Genomic DNA, 19,110 nt, shown 5'->3' on the forward strand with positions numbered 1-19,110 from the left:
ACGGAAGCACAACCTTTCGTCCCTCACGCAGAATCATTCTGCGTGGAGGACGGAAGGTTTTTTGTTTTTTTGAATGTTATATGTATGTAAATTATGAGGAGGAGGATGACTGATGAGCGCGCAAATTCCTGAAGTGCGGTCTACAGAACAACTACGTGAGAAATGGATGAAGCCGGAAGTCATTACCGGTTCGGAAATATTGCTTCGCAGCCTTTTACTTGAAGGCGTCGAGTGTGTTTTCGGATATCCAGGTGGGGCAGTGCTGTATATTTACGATGCAATGTATGGATTTGAGGATTTCAAGCATGTGCTAACTCGTCATGAGCAGGGAGCAATTCATGCGGCAGACGGCTACGCAAGAGCAAGCGGCAAAGTCGGCGTATGTATTGCAACGTCGGGACCGGGGGCGACAAACCTGGTCACAGGAATTGCCACAGCTTACATGGATTCCGTTCCTCTGGTAGTCATTACAGGCAACGTGGCCACTACACTGATCGGAACGGATGCTTTCCAGGAAGCCGATATCACCGGCATTACAATGCCGATTACGAAGCACAGCTACCTGGTTAGAGACGTGAAAGATCTGCCGCGGGTCATTCATGAAGCTTTCCACATCGCTTCAACTGGCCGCAAAGGTCCGGTACTGATCGACATTCCGAAGGATGTTTCAGCAGCATTGACTTTGTTTGAGCCAAGCAGCAACGCGGTAAACCTTCGCGGATACAATCCACGGATGGTGCCAAACAAACTGCAGTTGGATAAATTGGTACAGGCGATTGAGGATGCCGAGCGTCCGATGATTCTGGCAGGAGGCGGGGTTATCTACTCCGGAGGTCATGATGAGCTTTTCGAATTCGTGAAGCGGACAGAGATTCCGATCACGACAACGCTTTTGGGACTGGGAGCTTTCCCAAGCGGTCATGAGCTTTGGACCGGAATGCCGGGAATGCACGGAACCTACACGTCGAATATTGCCATTCAGGAGTCGGATCTTCTGATCAACATCGGCGCCCGCTTTGATGACCGGGTAACAGGCAAACTGGACGGATTCGCCCCTCATGCCAAGATCGTGCATATCGACATTGATCCGGCGGAAATCGGTAAAAACGTTCCGACGGATATCCCGATTGTTGGTGATGTGAAGACGGTTCTGGAGATGCTTAATCCGGAAGTGAAGCGTGCGGCTAAGGCGGATGCATGGAGAACCCGGATTCAGCAGCTGAAAATGGAACAGCCTTACCGTTATCAGGACTCCGATACAGTTCTCAAACCACAATGGGTTATCGAGATGCTGAACGATACGACCAAAGGCGAAGCCATTGTTACGACGGACGTTGGACAGCATCAAATGTGGTCGGCTCAGTATTACAAATTCAACCAACCGCGTTCATGGATTACATCCGGCGGACTGGGGACGATGGGATTCGGATTGCCTTCTGCAATCGGTGCCCAGATGGCTCATCCGGAACGCCTGGTCATCTCGATCAACGGTGATGGCGGTATGCAAATGTGCTCGCAAGAGCTGGCTATTTGTGCCATAAACAACATCCCGGTCAAAATTGTTATCATCAACAATCAGGTGCTGGGCATGGTCCGCCAGTGGCAGGAGTTGATTTACGACAACCGTTACAGCCACATTGATCTGGAAGGCAGTCCTGATTTCGTGAAATTGGCTGAGGCTTACGGTGTTAAAGGACTCCGGGCAACCAACAAGGAAGAAGCCCACAAAGCTTGGGCGGAAGCGCTTGAAACACCTGGACCTGTCGTTGTCGAATTCGTGGTCAGCAAGGGTGAAAACGTGTACCCGATGGTAACTCAAGGCTCGACCATTGATCAAATGTTGTTGGGAGATGCATAAATATGAGTACGAGACATACCATCGCCGTTCTAGTTAATGACCAGCCGGGCGTTTTGCAAAGGGTCTCCGGACTGTTTGGCCGACGCGGATTTAATATTGAAAGCATCACAGTAGGACAATCGGAAGAAGCAGGACTCTCGCGGATGGTCATTGTGACCATTGGTGATGAGCAGACACTGGAACAGATTGAAAAGCAGCTGTATAAGCTGATCGACGTCATTAAAGTCATCAATCTTAGCTCTAATCCTATGGTGGCAAGGGAGCTGGCGCTTATCAAGGTTAACGCCGAACCGGTCAACCGTCCTGAAATTATGGGGGTTGTTGAAACGTTCCGGGCATCGGTGGTTGACATCGGCAGCCACAACCTGATGGTGCAAGTGGTAGGGGATACCACTAAAATTGACGCAATGATTGAGCTCTTGAAGCCATACGGTGTTCGCGAGCTATCCCGAACCGGCGTTACTGCGATGATTCGCGGAAATGTATAATCATGCAATGAAAGCAGATTAAATAAAATACCCGCTTAAAGAGCGGGGGTTTGAAGAGATCGGCATAGAAGCAGGTCAGGGTCTCTTGAAACACCCGCTCTTCATAAGGGTTCTTTTTAAAAATAAAGGAGGATTTATTAACATGGCAGTTACTACTTATTATGAACAGGATGCAGAACTTAGCGTATTGAAAGGCAAAACAGTAGCGGTTATCGGTTATGGTAGCCAGGGTCATGCCCAAGCACAAAACCTGCGTGACAGTGGTGTGAAAGTAATTATCGGCCTTCGCGAAGGAAAATCTTTTGATAAAGCAAAAAATGATGGTTTTGAAGTTCTCTCCGTTGCTGAAGCAACAAGCAAAGCGGACATCGTGCAAATCCTGATGCCGGACGAAACTCAAGCTTCGGTTTATAAAAATGACATCGAACCAAACCTGAAAAAAGGCGCAGCTTTGATGTTCTCCCATGGCTTTAACATCCACTTCGGACAAATCGTGGCTCCTAAGGATGCGGACGTGCTTCTGGTAGCTCCAAAATCCCCTGGTCACATGGTTCGCCGTACTTACGTTGAAGGCTTCGGCGTACCGGGTCTGATCGCAATCGAGCAGGATGCAACCGGACAAGCCAAGCAAATTGGCCTTGCTTATGCAAAAGGTATCGGCTGTACACGTGCAGGGGTTATCGAAACTTCCTTCCGTGAAGAAACCGAAACCGACCTGTTTGGTGAACAGGCTGTACTTTGCGGCGGTGTAACTGCCCTGATCAAAGCCGGCTTCGAAACTTTAGTTGAAGCAGGATATGCTCCTGAAATGGCATACTTCGAATGCTTGCACGAAATGAAGCTGATCGTCGACATGATCTATGAAGGCGGCATGGCTAACATGCGTGATTCCATCTCCAACACTGCCGAGTATGGTGACTATGTAACTGGACCTCGCGTTGTAACTGATGAAACGAAGAAAGCAATGAAAGAAGTACTTAACGATATCCAACAAGGTAAATTCGCACGCGACTTTATTCTTGAAAACCAATCGAATCGCGCATTCCTGAATGCGACTCGCCGCAACGAAGCTAACCATCCGATCGAAGTTGTTGGTGCCCAGCTGCGTGAAATGATGCATTGGATTAAGAAATAATTCATATTTATACGATATTATTCCCTTTTGATGCGGCCGTGCATATGCGTGAGCCGCATCAGAAGTTTTAAGAGATTATTTATTCGGGGTCCCCACAAGGTTTTTGGAAGGCTTCGAAGCAGAAGCGCCACGTTGTGGGGGTTTTTTTAAGAGGTTTTGTATGATGAAGGAGGTGCCTTGGACTTGCGGAAAATTTATGTGTTTGACACAACATTACGCGACGGGGAGCAGTCTCCTGGCGTAAACCTGAATACCCGTGAGAAGCTTGAGATTGCATACCAGTTGGAAAAATTAGGAATTGACCGTATGGAGGCAGGCTTCCCTGCTGCATCTCCTGGAGATTTGGCAGCGGTGAACGCGGTTGCTAAAGCGGTGAAGGATGTAACCGTCATCGGCTTATCCCGTTCCAGAGAACAGGACATCGATGCTGTCCGTGAAGCACTGATCGGTGCACAGGATCCTTGCATCCACATCTTTCTGGCCACGTCGCCGATTCACCGGAAGCATAAGCTGCGTATGGAGAAGGAGCAGGTGCTCCAAACCGCGCAATCCGCTCTGCAGTATGCGAAGAAGTATTTTTCCAAGATTGAATTTTCTCTGGAGGATGCGGGACGTACTGAGCTGGATTTCATGGTGGAAATGGTCTCAATGGCAGTGAATGAAGGTGTGAAAGTCGTTAATATTCCGGATACGGTCGGATACCTGAACCCTTCGGAATATGGTGCGATCTTCAAATACCTGAAGGAAAATGTTCCGGATATCGATAAGGTGCAGCTTAGCGCTCATTGTCATAATGATCTCGGAATGGCCACAGCCAATACACTCGCCGCTATCCAAAACGGTGCCGACCAGATTGAAGGAACCGTTAACGGAATCGGTGAACGTGCAGGCAATACGGCGATTGAAGAGATTGCGATGGCACTGGAGACCCGTCAGGAATTTTTCGGTGCCAAGACTTCTCTGAATTTGTCGGAAATTTCTCGCACAAGCCGCTTGGTCAGCAAGCTTACAGGTATGGTGGTTCCGGGCAATAAAGCGATTGTCGGTGCGAACGCCTTCGCCCATGAATCCGGAATTCACCAGGATGGCATGCTGAAAGAGAAAACGACGTATGAAATCATGACTCCTGAAACCATCGGTCTGAAGGAAAGCAAGCTGGTACTAGGCAAGCACTCCGGACGCCATGCATTCCGTGAAAAACTGCTCGACATGGGATATGAGTTGGATGAACAGCAGTTGAACCAGGCTTTTGCCAGATTCAAAGTGCTTGCAGACAAGAAGAAGGAAGTTTCCGATGACGATATTATGGCTCTGGTAGAAGAGAAGCTGGTGGATACACCGGAAGTCTTCCAACTGGAAACGATCTACGTTACCTATGGTAACCGTTCGGTGCCTACAGCCCAGGTACGTATTATCAAGGATCAGGATCAGGAGCTTGAAGAGGAAGCGGAAGGTAATGGTTCGGTAGATGCGATTTATAACGCGATCGATAAAGCGACCCGTGAAGAGGTTACCTTGTCCGATTACTCCATCAAGTCGGTCTCTCGTGGTAAGGATGCGCAGGGTGAGGTGCATGTAGTCCTGACCCAAAATGATGTATCCGCGCAAGGACGCGGGCTCAGCACGGATATTCTGGAAGCCAGTGCGCGTGCATACGTGGATGCACTGAACCAGCTTATCGAGAAACGCAAAACATTCAGCAAGAGAGAACGGGCAAGCTTGTAAGAAGATTGAATTTTCTTGCCGGCAGACATATTAAAAGGCAGACCGCAGATGGCGGCCTGCCTTTATTTATATATCAGGGCATTTTCCTACTTGTTAAGCAATGAATTTCAAATACAATTACCAAGCGTAGGCTTCCGGAGCTTCACCGCCGGGTCCTGGGAAAATTTCATCTAACCGCTTTAATAAGGATTCATCCAGCTTAATCTCAACTACGCGCAGCGAGCTTTCAAACTGCTCCAATGTGCGTGGACCAATGATTGGCGCTGTGACTGCAGGATGGGTCAGCAGCCATGCAAGAGCGACATTATCCTGTGGTTCGCCAAGCTCGTTACATAATTCTGCGAAGGCTTCCAGCTGTGCACGGTGTTTCTCAATCTTTTTCGGGTTGTTGCCGCTGCGGGTGCCTTCCAGCTTTTTCAGCGCATTACGCCCAAGCATGCCCCCGTCCAGCGGGCTCCAAGGAATCACGCCGAGTCCCATCGCTTTTGCGGCAGGAAGGACTTCGAGCTCAGGCAGACGGCAGTTCAGGTTGTATTTATGCTGCTCAGCCACGAGGCCGAGGAAATGTCGTTTTTGCGCTTCACCCTGGGCTTGTGCAATCTGCCAGCCCGCAAAGTTGCTGGAACCGACATAGCCGATTTTGCCCTGCGACACTGCGAGCTCGAATGCGCCCCACAGCTCATCCCAGGATACATTGCGGTCCACATGGTGCATCTGATACAGCTCAATATGATCGGTTTGCAGACGTTTCAGAGAGCCTTCCAGATGACGGCGGATTTTGTACGAAGACAGACCTTCCGTGCTGTTCGGACCGTCAGCCGGATCATGCATGTTACCATGGATCTTGGTAGCGAGTACAACTTTTTCGCGGCGGCCTCCGCCTTGAGCGAACCAGCGGCCGATGATCGTTTCAGTAAGACCGGAGTTTTGACCCCAGCCGTAAATGTTAGCGGTGTCAAAAAACTGGATTCCGGCATCCAAGGCAGCATCCATGATGCGGAACGCTTCCTTTTCATCCGTCGCCGGGCCGAAATTCATCGTACCCAGACATAAACGGCTGACCTTCAGACCTGATTTACCGAGATAGGTGTATTGCAAAATCGTTCAACTCCTTCGGCGAATTTTTTTGGACTATACAAGAATCAATTTTATCGTTTTAGTGAGTTATGAAATTGATTCACAATACTATTTTAACTGGAATAATCAGGATAGGGCAACTTGAGATTCGATTGTTAGCCCAATGATCACGGCATAACACCTGCTTATAGGAAAATACTATAAAGGTGATAGATTCTATATCTTGGTCAACAGCCTTGAGAATGTGATACAACAATAGATAGATAATTAGATCAGTGAGAAGTAACCATAAGGAGTGACGGAAAACATGCCAGAAGTGAAGAAAATTGCCGTAATCAGCGGAGACGGAATAGGACCAGAGGTCGTAGCGGAAGCCGAGAAAGTGCTTAAACGTACAGAAGAACTGTTTGGATATTCTTTTGAAACAGAGCATGCTCTGTTTGGCGGTATTGCCATAGACGAGAAAGGCACACCTCTTCCGGAAGAGACATTGTCCGTTTGTAAAAATGCCGATGCTGTACTGCTTGGCGCTGTAGGCGGTCCCAAATGGGACAGCAATTCCAAGGAGCTGCGTCCGGAAACCGGCCTCCTGGGCATTCGCAAAGCACTCGGATTGTTCTCCAATCTTCGTCCGGCGGTTGTGTTCGACTGCCTGAAGGATGCTTCGACACTGAAACCGGAAGTGCTTGAAGGAACGGATTTGATGGTCGTTCGTGAACTGACCGGAGGAATCTATTTTGGAGACAAGTTCAGACGCCAGGGTGAGCATGGCGAAGAAGCGGTTGATACTTGTGTATACAACGTAGCAGAAGTGGAGCGCATTGTGCGCCAAGGCTTCGAAATTGCCCAGAAGCGCCGCAAGAAGCTTGCTTCCGTCGACAAAGCTAACGTGCTTGAAACCTCGCGCCTATGGCGTGAAGTCGTCATCCGTGTATCTGCAGATTATCCGGATGTTGAGCTGGAGCATGTGCTCGTCGATAACTGCGCTATGCAGCTGCTCCGCCGTCCGGCAAGCTTTGATGTGATCGTAACGGAAAATATGTTCGGAGATATCCTCAGTGATGAAGCGGCAATGCTGACCGGTTCCATCGGTATGCTGGCATCAGCTTCGATGGGCGAGGGGGCATTCGGATTGTTTGAGCCGGTACACGGCTCTGCACCGGATATCGCTGGCCAGAACCTGGCTAACCCGATTGCAACGATCCTGTCGCTTGCCCTGATGTTCCGTCTGACATTCAATTATGCAGATGCGGCGGATGCCATTGAAGCAGCGGTATCCCAGGTACTGAACGAAGGACATCGTACGAGCGATATCGCTGTGGATAAGAGCAAGGCGATTGGTACGCGTGAGATGGGAGATCTGATTGTAGCAGCCATCAAGAAGTAATACGTACAGATGACTGAAATGAACATAGCAGGCGGGTGTCACTTTATTAAAGTGATACCCGCTTGTTGTATGTATTGATGGGATATAGTACATACTTAAAATCGGAATGTAGAGGAGCTTCAAAGAAACTACATATTAATAGGAAGCTTTTGTTCACGGAAACATCTTATTTATAATTATTATAAATAAATAATGTTTATAGTCTTGACTTTGAAAAGGACGAATGATACCATTTTAAATGTAGATTCCACATGGATCACATATACTATGAAATAAGAAAAACTATTGTTTTTCTTTCATATAGAATGGAATGAAAGGTTAGCTTTTCAATCATTCTATATATATCTCAAAGGAGGATTTTTAAACATGGCAGAACGTTTAGTAGGTAAAGCAGCTCCTGATTTTACAATGGAAACCGTAACAGGTGACGGATCCGACTTCAGTAAAGCAAGTCTGACCGACTACCGCGGTAAATGGCTCGTATTCTTCTTCTATCCTTTGGACTTCACATTCGTGTGCCCAACTGAAATTACAGCACTTAGCGATGCTGCTGACCAATTCAAAGCACTTGACGCTGAAATCTTGGGCGTAAGCACAGACTCTATCCACAGTCACAAAGCTTGGATCACGACTCCAAGAGATTCCAACGGTCTGGGACAAATCAACTTCCCGCTGGCTTCGGACATCACTAGATCCGTTGCTAAAGACTACGGCGTATACATCGAAGAAGAAGGCGTAGCACTGCGCGGCTTGTTCATCATCAACCCTGAAGGCGAACTGAAATATCAAGTGGTTAACCACAATGATATCGGCCGCAGCGTTGAAGAAACTCTCCGTGTTCTGCAAGCTCTGCAATCCGGCGGATTGTGTGCAATGAACTGGAAACCAGGCGACAAGAACCTGTTCGCTTAACATTAAATATGGACAAGCCCCCTTTGCCGGGTGTGAGGTTAGTAGCTCATATCCGGCAACGGGGGCTTTTTATACCTTGCGGTTTGAATAATTCGTTTAAACCCAGGGAAATACGTTAATATAAATTCAGGAATTTTATGCTGTTCGTTGAACTGAAAAAGGAATTGACATAGAATAAAGCGAATACATTATGAAGAATACGGTGGAATCAAGAGGAGGGTGAACTAGCATGAGTTATTGCTGCGGAGCGAGTATGGTTGGAACAAAGGGAACATTAAAACATTATCGCACTCAGGTCCACAATGTTCCCCTGCTGTTCTGTCCCGTGTGCCACCGGGTTGAAGTTCATTACAGGGTTGAGAATGAATATGAAATTTTAGCTGAATATGCGCATGGTGACGGAGCTGGGGAAATTGATTTCCAGGACTATGTCGTGGAAGATGACGAGACTATTTTCGAAAATGTCGTCAATTGCGAAAAGGAGGATCCCAAGGACATCGTACAAAGCCAAATTGATATGGCGCTGGACTTGTTGACCATAGCCAAACAAATGCAGGACGAGAAATGGGAGGGCGAATTAAAGAAAAGATTGGCCGTTATGAGCCAGCGGAGGCTGCGATTGCAGCATAAGGCATGATCATCATAGCGTATCTATTGTAATAGGGAGCAATCCCTAAAATGATAGGTGTTAAAAGCATCGGTACATGTGGATTCATGTATTTGGTGCTTTTGTTTTCATTCAATGGAGGGGTTTCATATGTTAAGCTAAAAGGAATTCCTCTAATATGAAGGCAGCGGCCATTTAATTAGAAAATTTAACCATAATTTTGTTTTTTCGACAGTTTCTCCGATTGAGTTTTCCGGCTACCTTGTCTATGATAAAACTATCTTTCTTATTGTTTGTCTATAGATGTAAGAATAAGAGATGGGGGAGAGAATGAATCTTTCATTTTCTTGAAAAGGGGGAGTATCGTGTTGAGCGATATCCAGGAGACGTTGCTACAGTCCCTTGAGGCTTTTCAATCTACGCAGCTGGTGAAGAACAAGTATGAAAATATTTTGGAGCACTTGGATAGCGGTGTAATGCTGTTTGACAGCGAAGGTGTGCTGACGTTTATTAATGTGCAGATGGCCAGGCTGCTGGAAGTGTCCCGTAAATCCCTTACGGGCTGTACATTGCTGCAAATTTTGCGGCATCCACAGCTAAGCCGGTTCAAGAAAAAGAAAATCCTGCGGATTTATCGTGAAACGATTTTCCACTGCAAAAAATACCATGAGCTGACGGATGAATCCGGTCGGCAGTGGCTGCTTACCGTAACATACGGCGATCAAATGGATGGAGATTATTTGTTTAGCGTCAAGGATGTGTCGGATTTTAAGCAAATTGAACAAACCGCCTATAGGAACGACAAGCTTGCCATGCTTGGGAAAATATCCGCCTCCATTGCACATGAAATCCGAAATCCGCTAACTGCAATCAGGGGCTTTATTCAACTGCTGCGACCCCATCTGATTAAATTAGGAAAAGACGAATATGCCCGGATTATCCTTATGGAAATTGATAGAGCCAATGATATCATATATGAATTTTTGAATTCTTCAAAGCCTTCCGCCCCTCAGACCACGGTTATTCCGGTACTTTCCTTGCTTAAGGAAGTCGTGCTGCTGACCGAGAGCGAGGCACTGATGAAAGGCTGCCAAGTGATGCTGCATGACGACATCCCGCCTCTACATATTTCAGTTGATGTGAAGCAAATCAAGCAGGTGATTTTGAACATGGTTAAAAATGCGATGGATGCGATTGATCACCTAAGCGGTGAAAATGGCGGGCTGATTGAAATCCAGACGTATCGCGACAACAAGAACGTGCATATCTGCATTTCGGACAATGGTAAAGGGATGGACCATAATACGCTCTCCCATCTGTTTGATCCTTTTTTTACGACCAAGGAAAGCGGGACAGGCCTCGGACTGTCGGTGAGCTATCGGATCATCAAAAATCATAAAGGGTATATCGCAGTCAACAGCACTGCTGGCAAAGGAACTGAATTTGTGATTTCTCTGCCGATTGTGGAGATGATCTAGTTTTGTTTTTTGGGCAAAAGAAACGGTCTTTGGAGTTGCTTTGGACAAACGTGGAATAATATATATGATTATACGTCCGAAAACTTCAAGACAAAGGAAGATTGCCCATGAATGGATATTACGGCTCTGAACATATACAGGTATCAATGGATTGGAAAAAAGATCTCGACGCAGGGCAGTATGATGTTGATGCGTTTATTGTATTGGTATCACCCCAGGGTATTCAGGATGGAAGCATGCAGCAGGTGTGGAATTCAATGCTTATGCCTTTGATGGAGAGTCATCTGTTTCAGGCTGCGCCTTTTCAAACGTATGCCGTCCCGCTTCCGGGACGCGGAGAATACCGGACGGTGATTTTCGTAGGTGCTGGCGAGCGCCCTCTAACATCAGAGGAATTAAGGGTTGCATCTGCTCAGGCAGCAAGGCAGGCGTTAAAAATGAGGGCAAAAAAGCTGGCATGGGAGCTCAGCTCACCGCTGCTTACTTTTTCTGTGGAGCAAAATGCTCTTGTAGCCGCCCAGGCAATAACGGAGGGAATGATCTTAGGCTCCTACCGCCATAAGCAGTATAAAAAGAATACTTCCTCCTACAAGGGAATTGAGCAGCTGATATTATTGCGAAAAGGTAAGGTTTCGGCTGCTGAATTATTGGATTGGGAGGTTGGCATTCAGCGCGGAAAGGCATATGCTGAGTCCACTTGTCTGGCTAGAGATTTAACCAATTTGCCAGGAAACTTCCTGGTACCTGACGATTTGACCAAGGCCGCCATGGAGATCGCGGAAAAGCATGGATTCGAATCAGCTGTTCTGGATGAAAAGCAGCTAGAGACGCTGGGTATGGGCGGACTGGTTGCTGTCGGAAAGGGCAGTGTGCATCCGCCAAGGCTGATAATGATCAAATATCAAGGCAGAGCTGAATGGGACGATGTTACAGGCCTGGTTGGTAAAGGCATTACATTCGATACAGGAGGCATCTCACTGAAAAAGCGGGTTGGGATGGAGGAAATGATCAGCGATATGGGCGGTGCCGCCGCTGTACTCGGGGTCATGAATGCCTTGGGCATCCTTAGGCCTGCGGTTAACGTCGTGATGGTTATCCCAACGGCTGAAAATATGCCGGGAGGCAATGCCTTCAAGCCGGGTGATATTATTCAAAGTCTCAGCGGGCGGACGATAGAGGTTCTAAACACCGATGCGGAAGGCAGGGTCGTGCTTGCGGACGGCATGACCTATGCGAGGCAGCAGGGAGCCGTTAAGTTCATTGATGTCGCTACGCTCACGGGAGCTGTACTGTCGGCTCTGGGAGACATAGCCACAGGGGTGGTTACGAATGACGATACCATGCTCGAAGAGTTCATTCTTGCCTCCAAACGAACCGGTGAGAAGGTATGGCCCCTGCCCGCTTACAAGGAATTCTGGGATATGCTGAAAAGCGATGTGGCTGATCTTAGCAACAGTACGGGGGCTAGGGGGGCTGCGATCACCGCAGGCCTATTTATCGGTACCTTTGCTGAGGGGCTGCCCTGGATCCACCTGGATATCGCAGGTACGGCTTTTGTGAATAAGGAGCGGGGTGTCAATCCGAAAGGGGCGACAGGGGTCATGGTCCGCACCATTACCGAATGGATTCTATCACAGGAAGCAATGAAAAAATAACTATGAAAAATGGGCAGCCCCTAGTTCCGTTGTGAACTTGGGACTGCCCATTATTTTTCTTCAAGAAGCGTTCTGTCAGCTGTGAAAGTGCAACGATGATTATTTTTCTTTTGGCTGGATTTTGGAACGGATGCCACTTGCGTTATTGATGTGGGGCATGGTTGCTTCCGGAATAGAACAGGCTGACTGACAGGACTTGTTCAGGGAGCAGGAAGCGCAGGCACCCTTCTTACTCTTTTTTACATAACGGAAAAGTGTCCATGCAGCATAGGCGAAAATAACGCCGATAATCAAAATATCAATCAAGGATATGCACCTCGTTTCTGTAAGGTCGGGCTGCAACTTAAGACAAGCCCAGCAAATGGCCGCCCTGATAAATAATCAGAGATATAAGATAAGCAAGAACGACTGCATAACCGATGGAAAATATCGTCCAGCGCCAGGAGGAGGTCTCTTTGCGGATCACACCCACGGTAGCCAGACATGGCGTGTACAGCAGCACAAATGCCATGAAGCTGAATGCCTGAAGGGATGTAAAGCTATGCGCGATCTGTCCTTGTAAGCCTTCCATATTAGGGACGTGATAAATGATATTCATGGTTGAAACGACGATTTCCTTTGCTAAAAATCCGGTCAACAGTGAAGAACCTGACTGCCAGGTCCCGAAACCGAGTGGTGCCAGCAGCGGGGCCATCAGCCCGCCAATTTTGGCTAGGAAGCTGTTGTTCATCTCCACACCGAAGCCTCCCGGTCCGCTGTATGAGAGAAGCCAGATCAGCACTGAGCCGCCAAGAATGAGTGTGCCGGCTTTTCTCAGGAATCCTTTGCCCTTTTCCCAGGTACCCCGCATCAGGGTGCGTCCCTGAGGTAACCGATATGGTGGCAGTTCTACGATAAACACGGAGGATTCATTCTTCAGCAAGTAAGATGAGAATACCTTGCACAACAGCAGCGCCATCGCAATGCCGAGTACATACATGGATAGAACGACAAGTGCCTGGTGGCTCTGGAAGAAGACGCCTGCGAACAACGCGTATACCGGCAGTCTTGCTGAGCAGGACATCAATGGAATGAGCAGAGTGGTCAGCAGCCGATCCTTGGGCTGTTCAATGCTGCGTGCCGACATGACGGCGGGTACATTACAGCCAAACCCGATGATAAAAGGAATGAATGCCTTGCCGTTCAGGCCGACGGCCTCCATGAGGCTGTCCATCAATAGACTGACACGAGCCATGTAACCCGAATCCTCGATAAAGGATATGATGAGAAACAAGATGAAAATTTGCGGAATAAAGACAAGTACTCCGCCCACACCGGCCACGATGCCGTCTACGATCAAAGCGTGGGTGAAGGATGAAGCTCCTACCAGATCCAGCGCTTTATTGATTCCGTCACTTACCGGTCCTGATATAAATCCGTCCAGCACATCCGACAGCGGATTGCCGATCCAGTCAAACGTAACTTTAAAGAGCAAAAACATGAATATAAGAAAAATCGGTATGCCGAAATAACGATGGGTCAAAATGTTGTCCAGGCGTTCTGTCAAATTATGCGGCTTTTGCGAAGAACGATCCATGGCTGAAGAGCATAGTTTTTCGATAAATTCGGTGCGTACTGAACGTATCCAATCCGGCAAGGAGGAGGGAAGTCCCATCTGCTGGAGCTGTTCTTCACAGTTTTTGCTAATGTCGTTCACTAAATTCATATCTATTTTGGAGGATAATGCTTGAAGAATAACTGGATTTTGTGCGAGCAGTTGTAGTGCAACCCAGCGGTGATTCGGCAGGCAGGATGTGGTTGCGAGCAGGCTTTCAATGTCTGTTATGGCTGCTTCTGCCGCTCCATAGTCCAGTTTTAATTCCGGCGACGCTGCAGCCGGGATTTCCTTCAGCGTACTCAAAACCTTCGAGCTGCCCTTGCCTGTACGGGCGACGAGCGGAATAATGGGAACTCCGAGCTGTTCCTGAAGCCTATGAATATCCACATGTATACCGCGGTTTGCGGCCACATCCATCATGTTTAGCCCAAGGATGATCGGCCGCCCATATTCCAGCAGCTGAATGCTAAGTGTGAGATTTCTCTCCAACTGGGAGGCATCCACAATATTGATGAGAGCAGAGGGGGTTTCTTCCATTAAATACTGTGCAGCGACACTCTCATCTCTGGATAGGGGATGCAGGGAGTATATGCCCGGCAGATCGACCAGCTGGCCGCCGCCATTTTTTAAGTCTCCGATCTTTTTTTCTACGGTGACTCCAGCCCAGTTGCCTACATATTCATAGGAGGTCGTCAGTGTGTTGAAAAGTGAAGTTTTACCAGTATTCGGATTACCGACCAGCGCAAAGGAGCTCAACAGATCGACACCTCAATTTCTTTCGCCTCTTTCAGGCGGATGCCGAAAAGCTGCCCGTTGCATTCCAACGTGATTGGACCTCCGAAGGGACCACGCTGCTTCATGAAAACAGTGGAGCCTTCATGAACGCCAAGATCATACAAGCGCTGGCGCAGAATTGGATTCATTTCTTTGATTGCATATATGGAGCCTGCTGTACCAGGCTTTAAATTCAACAGTTGAGTTGGCTGATTCATTCGCTGTATTCCCCCAGAAGAGAGTGATAATCAATCTCATTTCATTCTGTAATATAGCATGAAGGAGGGGGAGGCTACAATATATATCCTTCTTCCAATATGTATATATTTTGAATTATGCCTGGAATGCGAATAAATGTATAATCATCTTTACTTTAGCACTGTAATTCAAGTATGATAAAATAATAAATTTCATCATGGAAGGGGAAGTTTTTGTTGAAGACAAATCCCTGTAAGATTGTGGATTGTACAATTCGTGACGGTGGACTGGTGAACAATTGGGATTTCAGCGTTGAATTTGTACAGAGCTTGTATGCCGGACTGAATGAGGCTGGCGTTGACTATATGGAAATTGGCTATAAAAATTCCCCTAAGCTGCTTAAGGGCGCCGATCAAGCGGGACCATGGCGGTTTTTGAATGATGACTTCCTGCGCCAGGTAATTCCTCAAAAGGGTAAAACTAAATTATCCGCTCTCGTCGATATTGGCCGGGTAGATGTGGATGATATTTTGCCGCGAACGGAAAGCATGCTCGATCTGATCCGTGTTGCCTGTTACATTAAAGACGTGGACAAGGCGTTGGAATTAATTCAAACATTCCACGACCGCGGATACGAGACCACACTGAACATCATGGCTTTGTCCAATGTCATGGAGAATGAGCTCCTTGAAGCTTTTGAAATGATTAAGGACAGCGTGGTCGATGTCGTGTATATCGTTGATTCCTACGGAAGTCTGGATCACAAGGATGTTGAATATCTGGTAGAAAAGTTTAAAAACTATCTGCCGAATAAACGCTTAGGGGTACATACGCATAACAATATGCAGCTTGCGTTCTCCAACACGCTGACTGCTGCTGAGCACGGGGTGGAATTGCTGGATGCGTCTGTGTTCGGTATGGGACGCGCTGCGGGCAACTGTCCGACTGAGCTTCTTGTAACGCATCTGAAGAATACACACTACACGTTGCGCCCGGTGCTGGATATCATCGAACGCTTCATGATTCCGCTTCGTGAGAAGGAAGAATGGGGTTATCTCATTCCTTACATGATTACAGGTACGCTGGACGAGCATCCGCGCTCGGCCATGGCACAGCGTGCATCGAAGGATAAGGATAAATATGTGGAATTCTATGACAAGCTGACCACGCCGGAAGTTAATTTCGACACGAATTAATCAGCAGAAGAGTGAAAAAGCTTGACCGCATAAATTGCGGCCAAGCCTTTTTTTATAACGGAAGCTATTTGATGCGGACATATTCCCGTTCTCCTGTTTCCTTATTGTAATATACCTGATACTTGCAACCGTCCCGCGGGTCTACAAATATCTCAGAAGTAGGCGTGAACTTACCGCTCAAGAGATCCCTTTGTACAGCGTCTTCATCTTTGCGGCGGTACCTGCGATCGAAGAAGCGCCAACTGAGCCAGAGCAGAAGTAAAAATACGACAAGCTGCAGACCGTAAATCAAGATGATACCCACAATTGCACCCATATGAATGTCCACATTAACCGATAGGTCTCGTTCTGACCACGGTACCATATGCGACGATCTCGCTCATATTGTTACCGATATCCCCGTTGTCGAAGCGCATCATCACAATAGCATCTCCGCCCATGGCATGCGCATTTTGCACCATCCGGTCCATGGCCTGCCGTCTGGCATCCTCAATCATCTGTGTGTACTGCTTCACTTCTCCGCCAACCAGTCCCTTTAATGATGCCATAATATCGCCACCGATTCCCCGAGCCCGGACAACGACACCAAATGTCGTGCCCAGCACTTCAACAACCTCATGATTATGTATGTGCTCTGTCGTAACTACGATCATCCATATTCACTCCTTCAGTGTGATATCTTATTTTACGATTGAAGGCGAAAAAGGATTCAAATATTTATTCATCCATGTCTTCTGTCGAAGAGTGGCAGAGGCTGTAAAATTATTGTCTGATCCTAGCAGGAAAAGGGGGAAATATGTGGAATTATTTAGCGTGAAACCATCTTCATTATTTTAGGATAACCCGGGGGTCAGATGGCTTTATGCGTACAAGAGTCGAGGAGAAACGAACGATCAAAGCAGCCCTATGGGGGATAGCGTTATTTGCAGCATTACAATTGGCAGAATCAGCGTTTGCATTTCAAGTATTGGATAAAGATGCATTTATAACAGTTTTTATTCTTCTTAGCAGCTGCTGTGTAGCAATGGGATTTTCTATTTTCTCACAGGGTTGGCTTTTGTTTTCACACAAGCTATCACGCTACAGACTATACACGGCTGCGTTATTTTTATGCGTGGCGGTTTGTGATCTTTTACAGACCTTAAGTCTGATGGGAGTTTCGCTTTTTGGTTATACCCTTACAGCGAATGACGGCTTGTGGCTGCTCATTCTATCGAAGCTCCTATTTGCAACCGGGATTTTATGTATTTACAGCTTGAAGGATTCCATGGTCTCGCTCGCACATAAAAGCATTGTATTCACGGCGACAAGTTTGCTGACAGTGATGTGCATTGCTGCTTTTGCGATATGGAACCATGCTTTACCGCCACTGACAAGCAGTGGAAGCATGAACAATCTCATGAAGCTCATGGGTCTTGTGATTATGGCTGTCTGTCTGAGCGGCATGGCTGCCATCGTATATCGAGGCCGAAAGGAACGGGCTCCTTCGCTTCTGATTATTATCCGTGCTTTGATTTACATTACCATCGGTCAAGGTTTGATTATTAGCGCCGAAAATACATACGATATCAATTATTTACTAGGCGTTCTCTGCGGTAGCGTGTCTTATTATCTGATGCTGAAGGGTGTTTACCGGCTGACTATTGAGGATCCATTCCGTGAGCAGCAGCGCATCGAGGCCAAGATGAATTATCTTGCTTTTCATGATGATCTTACAGGACTGCCCAACAAGCGCCGGCTGAACCAACGTCTGGGCAAGCTGATGCAGGGAAGGGACAACGGCAAGTCAGGAATTGTGGTATTCAATGTTAACAGGTTTAAGAATATCAATGATTCGCTTGGACATCAGGCCGGGGACCAGCTACTGCAGATGGTGGGAGACCGACTGAAGCGTAACTCTCTTCCTAGGGAGGAGGTTTTCAGCATGGGCGGTGACGAGTTTGCTCTGATCATTCCTTCACTTGTCGATGTGGAATCAGCTATGAGCCGGGTCAGAGAACTGCTAGAGTTGTTTGAAAAGCCTATAACGATTGACGATTATGATTATCATATTTCATTATGCGCTGGCATGGCCATCTATCCGGAAGACGGAGACACGGCAGAAGAGGTTATTCAGCATGCAGACACTGCAGTACATCATGCGAAGGACTACGGTATAGATGTGCGCCATTTCGTACCTTCGATGCAGCGTAAAGCCAAGGAAAGACTCAAGCTGGAAAATGATCTTCGCAAGGCTCTCGAACGGAAAGAGTTTTATCTGGAGTATCAGCCGCTGGTACACTTGGAAACAACGGAGATCGTCGGCATGGAGGCGCTCTTGCGGTGGAAGCATCCCAAACGAGGCAACGTCTCACCGGTGGAATTCATTCCATTGGCAGAGGAAAGCGGCTTAATCGTCCCGATCGGTGAGTGGGTGCTTCGGACGGCCTGTCAGCAGAATAAAGAGTGGCAGGATGCAGGTTACAAGCCGATTTGCGTGTCCATCAATCTGTCCATGCGCCAGTTTCTGCAGCCGCAGCTGGCAGACCAAATTGGTCAAATATTGAATGAAATCGGGCTGGAACCGAAGTATGTGGAGCTTGAGATTACAGAAAGCATGACGTTTGATAAGGAAACGGCCTTCGAGCAGTTGCGTCGGTTGAAAGAGCTTGGCGTCTTTATCAGCATCGATGACTTTGGCACAGGCTACAGCTCACTGCATTACCTGAAGAACATGCCGATCGACAGGCTCAAGATTGACCGTTCCTTCGTCCATGAGGTGATGAGTGATCATAACGATGCTGCCATTGTGTCCACCATCACGTCCATGGCTCACCACTTGCAGCTTAAAGTGACTGCCGAAGGGGTGGAAAACGAGGAGCAGCTTCGTTTTCTGAGGGAACAACGCTGTCATGAGGGACAGGGCTATTATTTCAGTAAGCCAATCCTTCCTAAGGATTTTGAGAAGACATTTCTACTGCATTAGCCCTGATAGCGATGTCCAAGCAAAAAAAGGAGTTGCATATCTCGCTTACTCATGATAT

At 47.5% G+C, this 19,110-nt stretch carries 17 protein-coding genes; 11 read left to right on the forward strand and 6 right to left on the reverse strand.

The window, feature by feature from the left end:
• Positions 1 to 112: 112 nt before the first annotated feature.
• The 4 genes from ilvB (at position 113) to E6W40_RS02360 (ending at position 5,206) form a co-directional block, all read left to right on the forward strand.
• Positions 113 to 1,858, forward strand: coding sequence for a biosynthetic-type acetolactate synthase large subunit (ilvB, locus tag E6W40_RS02345; RefSeq protein WP_136604004.1), 1,746 nt, complete (start codon positions 113 to 115; stop codon positions 1,856 to 1,858).
• 2 nt (positions 1,859 to 1,860) lie between these two features.
• A complete protein-coding gene (gene ilvN, locus E6W40_RS02350; RefSeq protein ID WP_136604005.1) occupies positions 1,861 to 2,346 on the forward strand; it encodes an acetolactate synthase small subunit in 486 nt (161 codons plus the stop codon).
• Between the two features lie 142 nt (positions 2,347 to 2,488).
• On the forward strand, positions 2,489 to 3,481 hold the full coding sequence (ilvC, locus tag E6W40_RS02355) for a ketol-acid reductoisomerase (protein WP_136604006.1): 993 nt from the start codon (positions 2,489 to 2,491) through the stop codon (positions 3,479 to 3,481).
• A 183-nt stretch (positions 3,482 to 3,664) separates the two neighbouring features.
• Positions 3,665 to 5,206, forward strand: a complete 1,542-nt coding sequence (locus tag E6W40_RS02360) for a 2-isopropylmalate synthase (protein WP_136604007.1) — start codon at positions 3,665 to 3,667, stop codon at positions 5,204 to 5,206.
• 117 nt (positions 5,207 to 5,323) lie between these two features.
• On the opposite strand, the gene E6W40_RS02365 is transcribed toward E6W40_RS02360, so the two are convergent.
• Positions 5,324 to 6,304: an aldo/keto reductase gene (locus tag E6W40_RS02365; protein WP_136604008.1), complete on the reverse strand. Its 981-nt coding sequence runs from the start codon at positions 6,302 to 6,304 to the stop codon at positions 5,324 to 5,326.
• A 286-nt stretch (positions 6,305 to 6,590) separates the two neighbouring features.
• Between E6W40_RS02365 and leuB the strand changes: the two genes are divergently transcribed.
• The 5 genes from leuB to E6W40_RS02390 all read left to right on the forward strand — a co-directional run bounded on the left by leuB (position 6,591) and on the right by E6W40_RS02390 (position 12,322).
• On the forward strand, positions 6,591 to 7,670 hold the full coding sequence (gene leuB / locus E6W40_RS02370; RefSeq protein WP_136604009.1) for a 3-isopropylmalate dehydrogenase: 1,080 nt from the start codon (positions 6,591 to 6,593) through the stop codon (positions 7,668 to 7,670).
• Positions 7,671 to 8,036: 366 nt separating this feature from the next.
• Positions 8,037 to 8,582: a peroxiredoxin gene (locus E6W40_RS02375; RefSeq protein WP_136604010.1), complete on the forward strand. Its 546-nt coding sequence runs from the start codon at positions 8,037 to 8,039 to the stop codon at positions 8,580 to 8,582.
• 229 nt (positions 8,583 to 8,811) lie between these two features.
• Positions 8,812 to 9,219: a hypothetical protein gene (locus E6W40_RS02380; RefSeq protein ID WP_136604011.1), complete on the forward strand. Its 408-nt coding sequence runs from the start codon at positions 8,812 to 8,814 to the stop codon at positions 9,217 to 9,219.
• 335 nt (positions 9,220 to 9,554) lie between these two features.
• A complete protein-coding gene (locus E6W40_RS02385) occupies positions 9,555 to 10,667 on the forward strand; it encodes an ATP-binding protein (protein ID WP_136604012.1) in 1,113 nt (370 codons plus the stop codon).
• A gap of 107 nt (positions 10,668 to 10,774) precedes the next feature.
• A complete protein-coding gene (locus tag E6W40_RS02390) occupies positions 10,775 to 12,322 on the forward strand; it encodes a leucyl aminopeptidase (RefSeq protein ID WP_246072813.1) in 1,548 nt (515 codons plus the stop codon).
• A 99-nt stretch (positions 12,323 to 12,421) separates the two neighbouring features.
• On the opposite strand, the gene E6W40_RS02395 is transcribed toward E6W40_RS02390, so the two are convergent.
• The 3 genes from E6W40_RS02395 to E6W40_RS02405 are packed head-to-tail and all read right to left on the reverse strand — an operon-like array spanning position 12,422 to position 14,911.
• A complete protein-coding gene (locus tag E6W40_RS02395) occupies positions 12,422 to 12,628 on the reverse strand; it encodes a FeoB-associated Cys-rich membrane protein (protein ID WP_425464906.1) in 207 nt (68 codons plus the stop codon).
• A gap of 37 nt (positions 12,629 to 12,665) precedes the next feature.
• Entirely contained in the window at positions 12,666 to 14,675 is a 2,010-nt protein-coding gene (gene feoB, locus E6W40_RS02400) for a ferrous iron transport protein B (protein WP_136604014.1), read from the reverse strand.
• A complete protein-coding gene (locus tag E6W40_RS02405) occupies positions 14,672 to 14,911 on the reverse strand; it encodes a FeoA family protein (protein WP_136604015.1) in 240 nt (79 codons plus the stop codon). Before E6W40_RS02405 ends, feoB begins: the two co-directional genes overlap by 4 nt.
• A 216-nt stretch (positions 14,912 to 15,127) precedes the next feature.
• On the opposite strand from E6W40_RS02405, the gene E6W40_RS02410 reads away from it, so the two are divergent.
• The gene (locus E6W40_RS02410; protein WP_211146957.1) at positions 15,128 to 16,087 is read left to right on the forward strand and encodes an aldolase catalytic domain-containing protein; all 960 of its coding nucleotides are present in this window, start codon (positions 15,128 to 15,130) and stop codon (positions 16,085 to 16,087) included.
• Between the two features lie 64 nt (positions 16,088 to 16,151).
• Here the strand turns inward: E6W40_RS02410 and E6W40_RS02415 are convergent, their stop codons facing one another.
• Both E6W40_RS02415 and E6W40_RS02420 read right to left on the reverse strand, forming a co-directional pair.
• Entirely contained in the window at positions 16,152 to 16,403 is a 252-nt protein-coding gene (locus E6W40_RS02415) for an HD family phosphohydrolase (RefSeq protein ID WP_136604017.1), read from the reverse strand.
• 13 nt (positions 16,404 to 16,416) lie between these two features.
• Positions 16,417 to 16,740 carry a YbjQ family protein gene (locus E6W40_RS02420; protein ID WP_136604018.1) on the reverse strand — a complete coding sequence of 108 codons (324 nt, stop codon included), beginning with the start codon at positions 16,738 to 16,740 and terminating at the stop codon, positions 16,417 to 16,419.
• A 209-nt stretch (positions 16,741 to 16,949) separates the two neighbouring features.
• On the opposite strand from E6W40_RS02420, the gene E6W40_RS02425 reads away from it, so the two are divergent.
• Complete coding sequence (locus tag E6W40_RS02425; RefSeq protein ID WP_136604019.1) at positions 16,950 to 19,052, forward strand: bifunctional diguanylate cyclase/phosphodiesterase; 2,103 nt, start codon at positions 16,950 to 16,952, stop codon at positions 19,050 to 19,052.
• Positions 19,053 to 19,110 lie beyond the last annotated feature (58 nt).

The sequence above is a fragment of the Paenibacillus dokdonensis genome, assembly GCF_004916975.1.
Taxonomy (GTDB): Bacteria; Bacillota; Bacilli; order Paenibacillales; family Paenibacillaceae; genus Paenibacillus_AQ; species Paenibacillus_AQ dokdonensis.

Bases quoted from the DNA above. Each gene is read 5' to 3' on its own strand.
- ilvB (WP_136604004.1), top strand. From the start codon at position 113: ATGAGCGCGCAAATTCCTGAAGTGCGGTCTACAGAACAACTACGTGAG.
- ilvN (WP_136604005.1), top strand. From the start codon at position 1,861: ATGAGTACGAGACATACCATCGCCGTTCTAGTTAATGACCAGCCGGGC.
- ilvC (WP_136604006.1), top strand. From the start codon at position 2,489: ATGGCAGTTACTACTTATTATGAACAGGATGCAGAACTTAGCGTATTG.
- leuB (WP_136604009.1), top strand. From the start codon at position 6,591: ATGCCAGAAGTGAAGAAAATTGCCGTAATCAGCGGAGACGGAATAGGA.
- E6W40_RS02375 (WP_136604010.1), top strand. From the start codon at position 8,037: ATGGCAGAACGTTTAGTAGGTAAAGCAGCTCCTGATTTTACAATGGAA.
- E6W40_RS02380 (WP_136604011.1), top strand. From the start codon at position 8,812: ATGAGTTATTGCTGCGGAGCGAGTATGGTTGGAACAAAGGGAACATTA.
- E6W40_RS02390 (WP_246072813.1), top strand. From the start codon at position 10,775: ATGAATGGATATTACGGCTCTGAACATATACAGGTATCAATGGATTGG.
- E6W40_RS02405 (WP_136604015.1), bottom strand. From the start codon at position 14,911: ATGAATCAGCCAACTCAACTGTTGAATTTAAAGCCTGGTACAGCAGGC.
- E6W40_RS02415 (WP_136604017.1), bottom strand. From the start codon at position 16,403: ATGGGTGCAATTGTGGGTATCATCTTGATTTACGGTCTGCAGCTTGTC.
- E6W40_RS02420 (WP_136604018.1), bottom strand. From the start codon at position 16,740: ATGATCGTAGTTACGACAGAGCACATACATAATCATGAGGTTGTTGAA.
- E6W40_RS02425 (WP_136604019.1), top strand. From the start codon at position 16,950: ATGCGTACAAGAGTCGAGGAGAAACGAACGATCAAAGCAGCCCTATGG.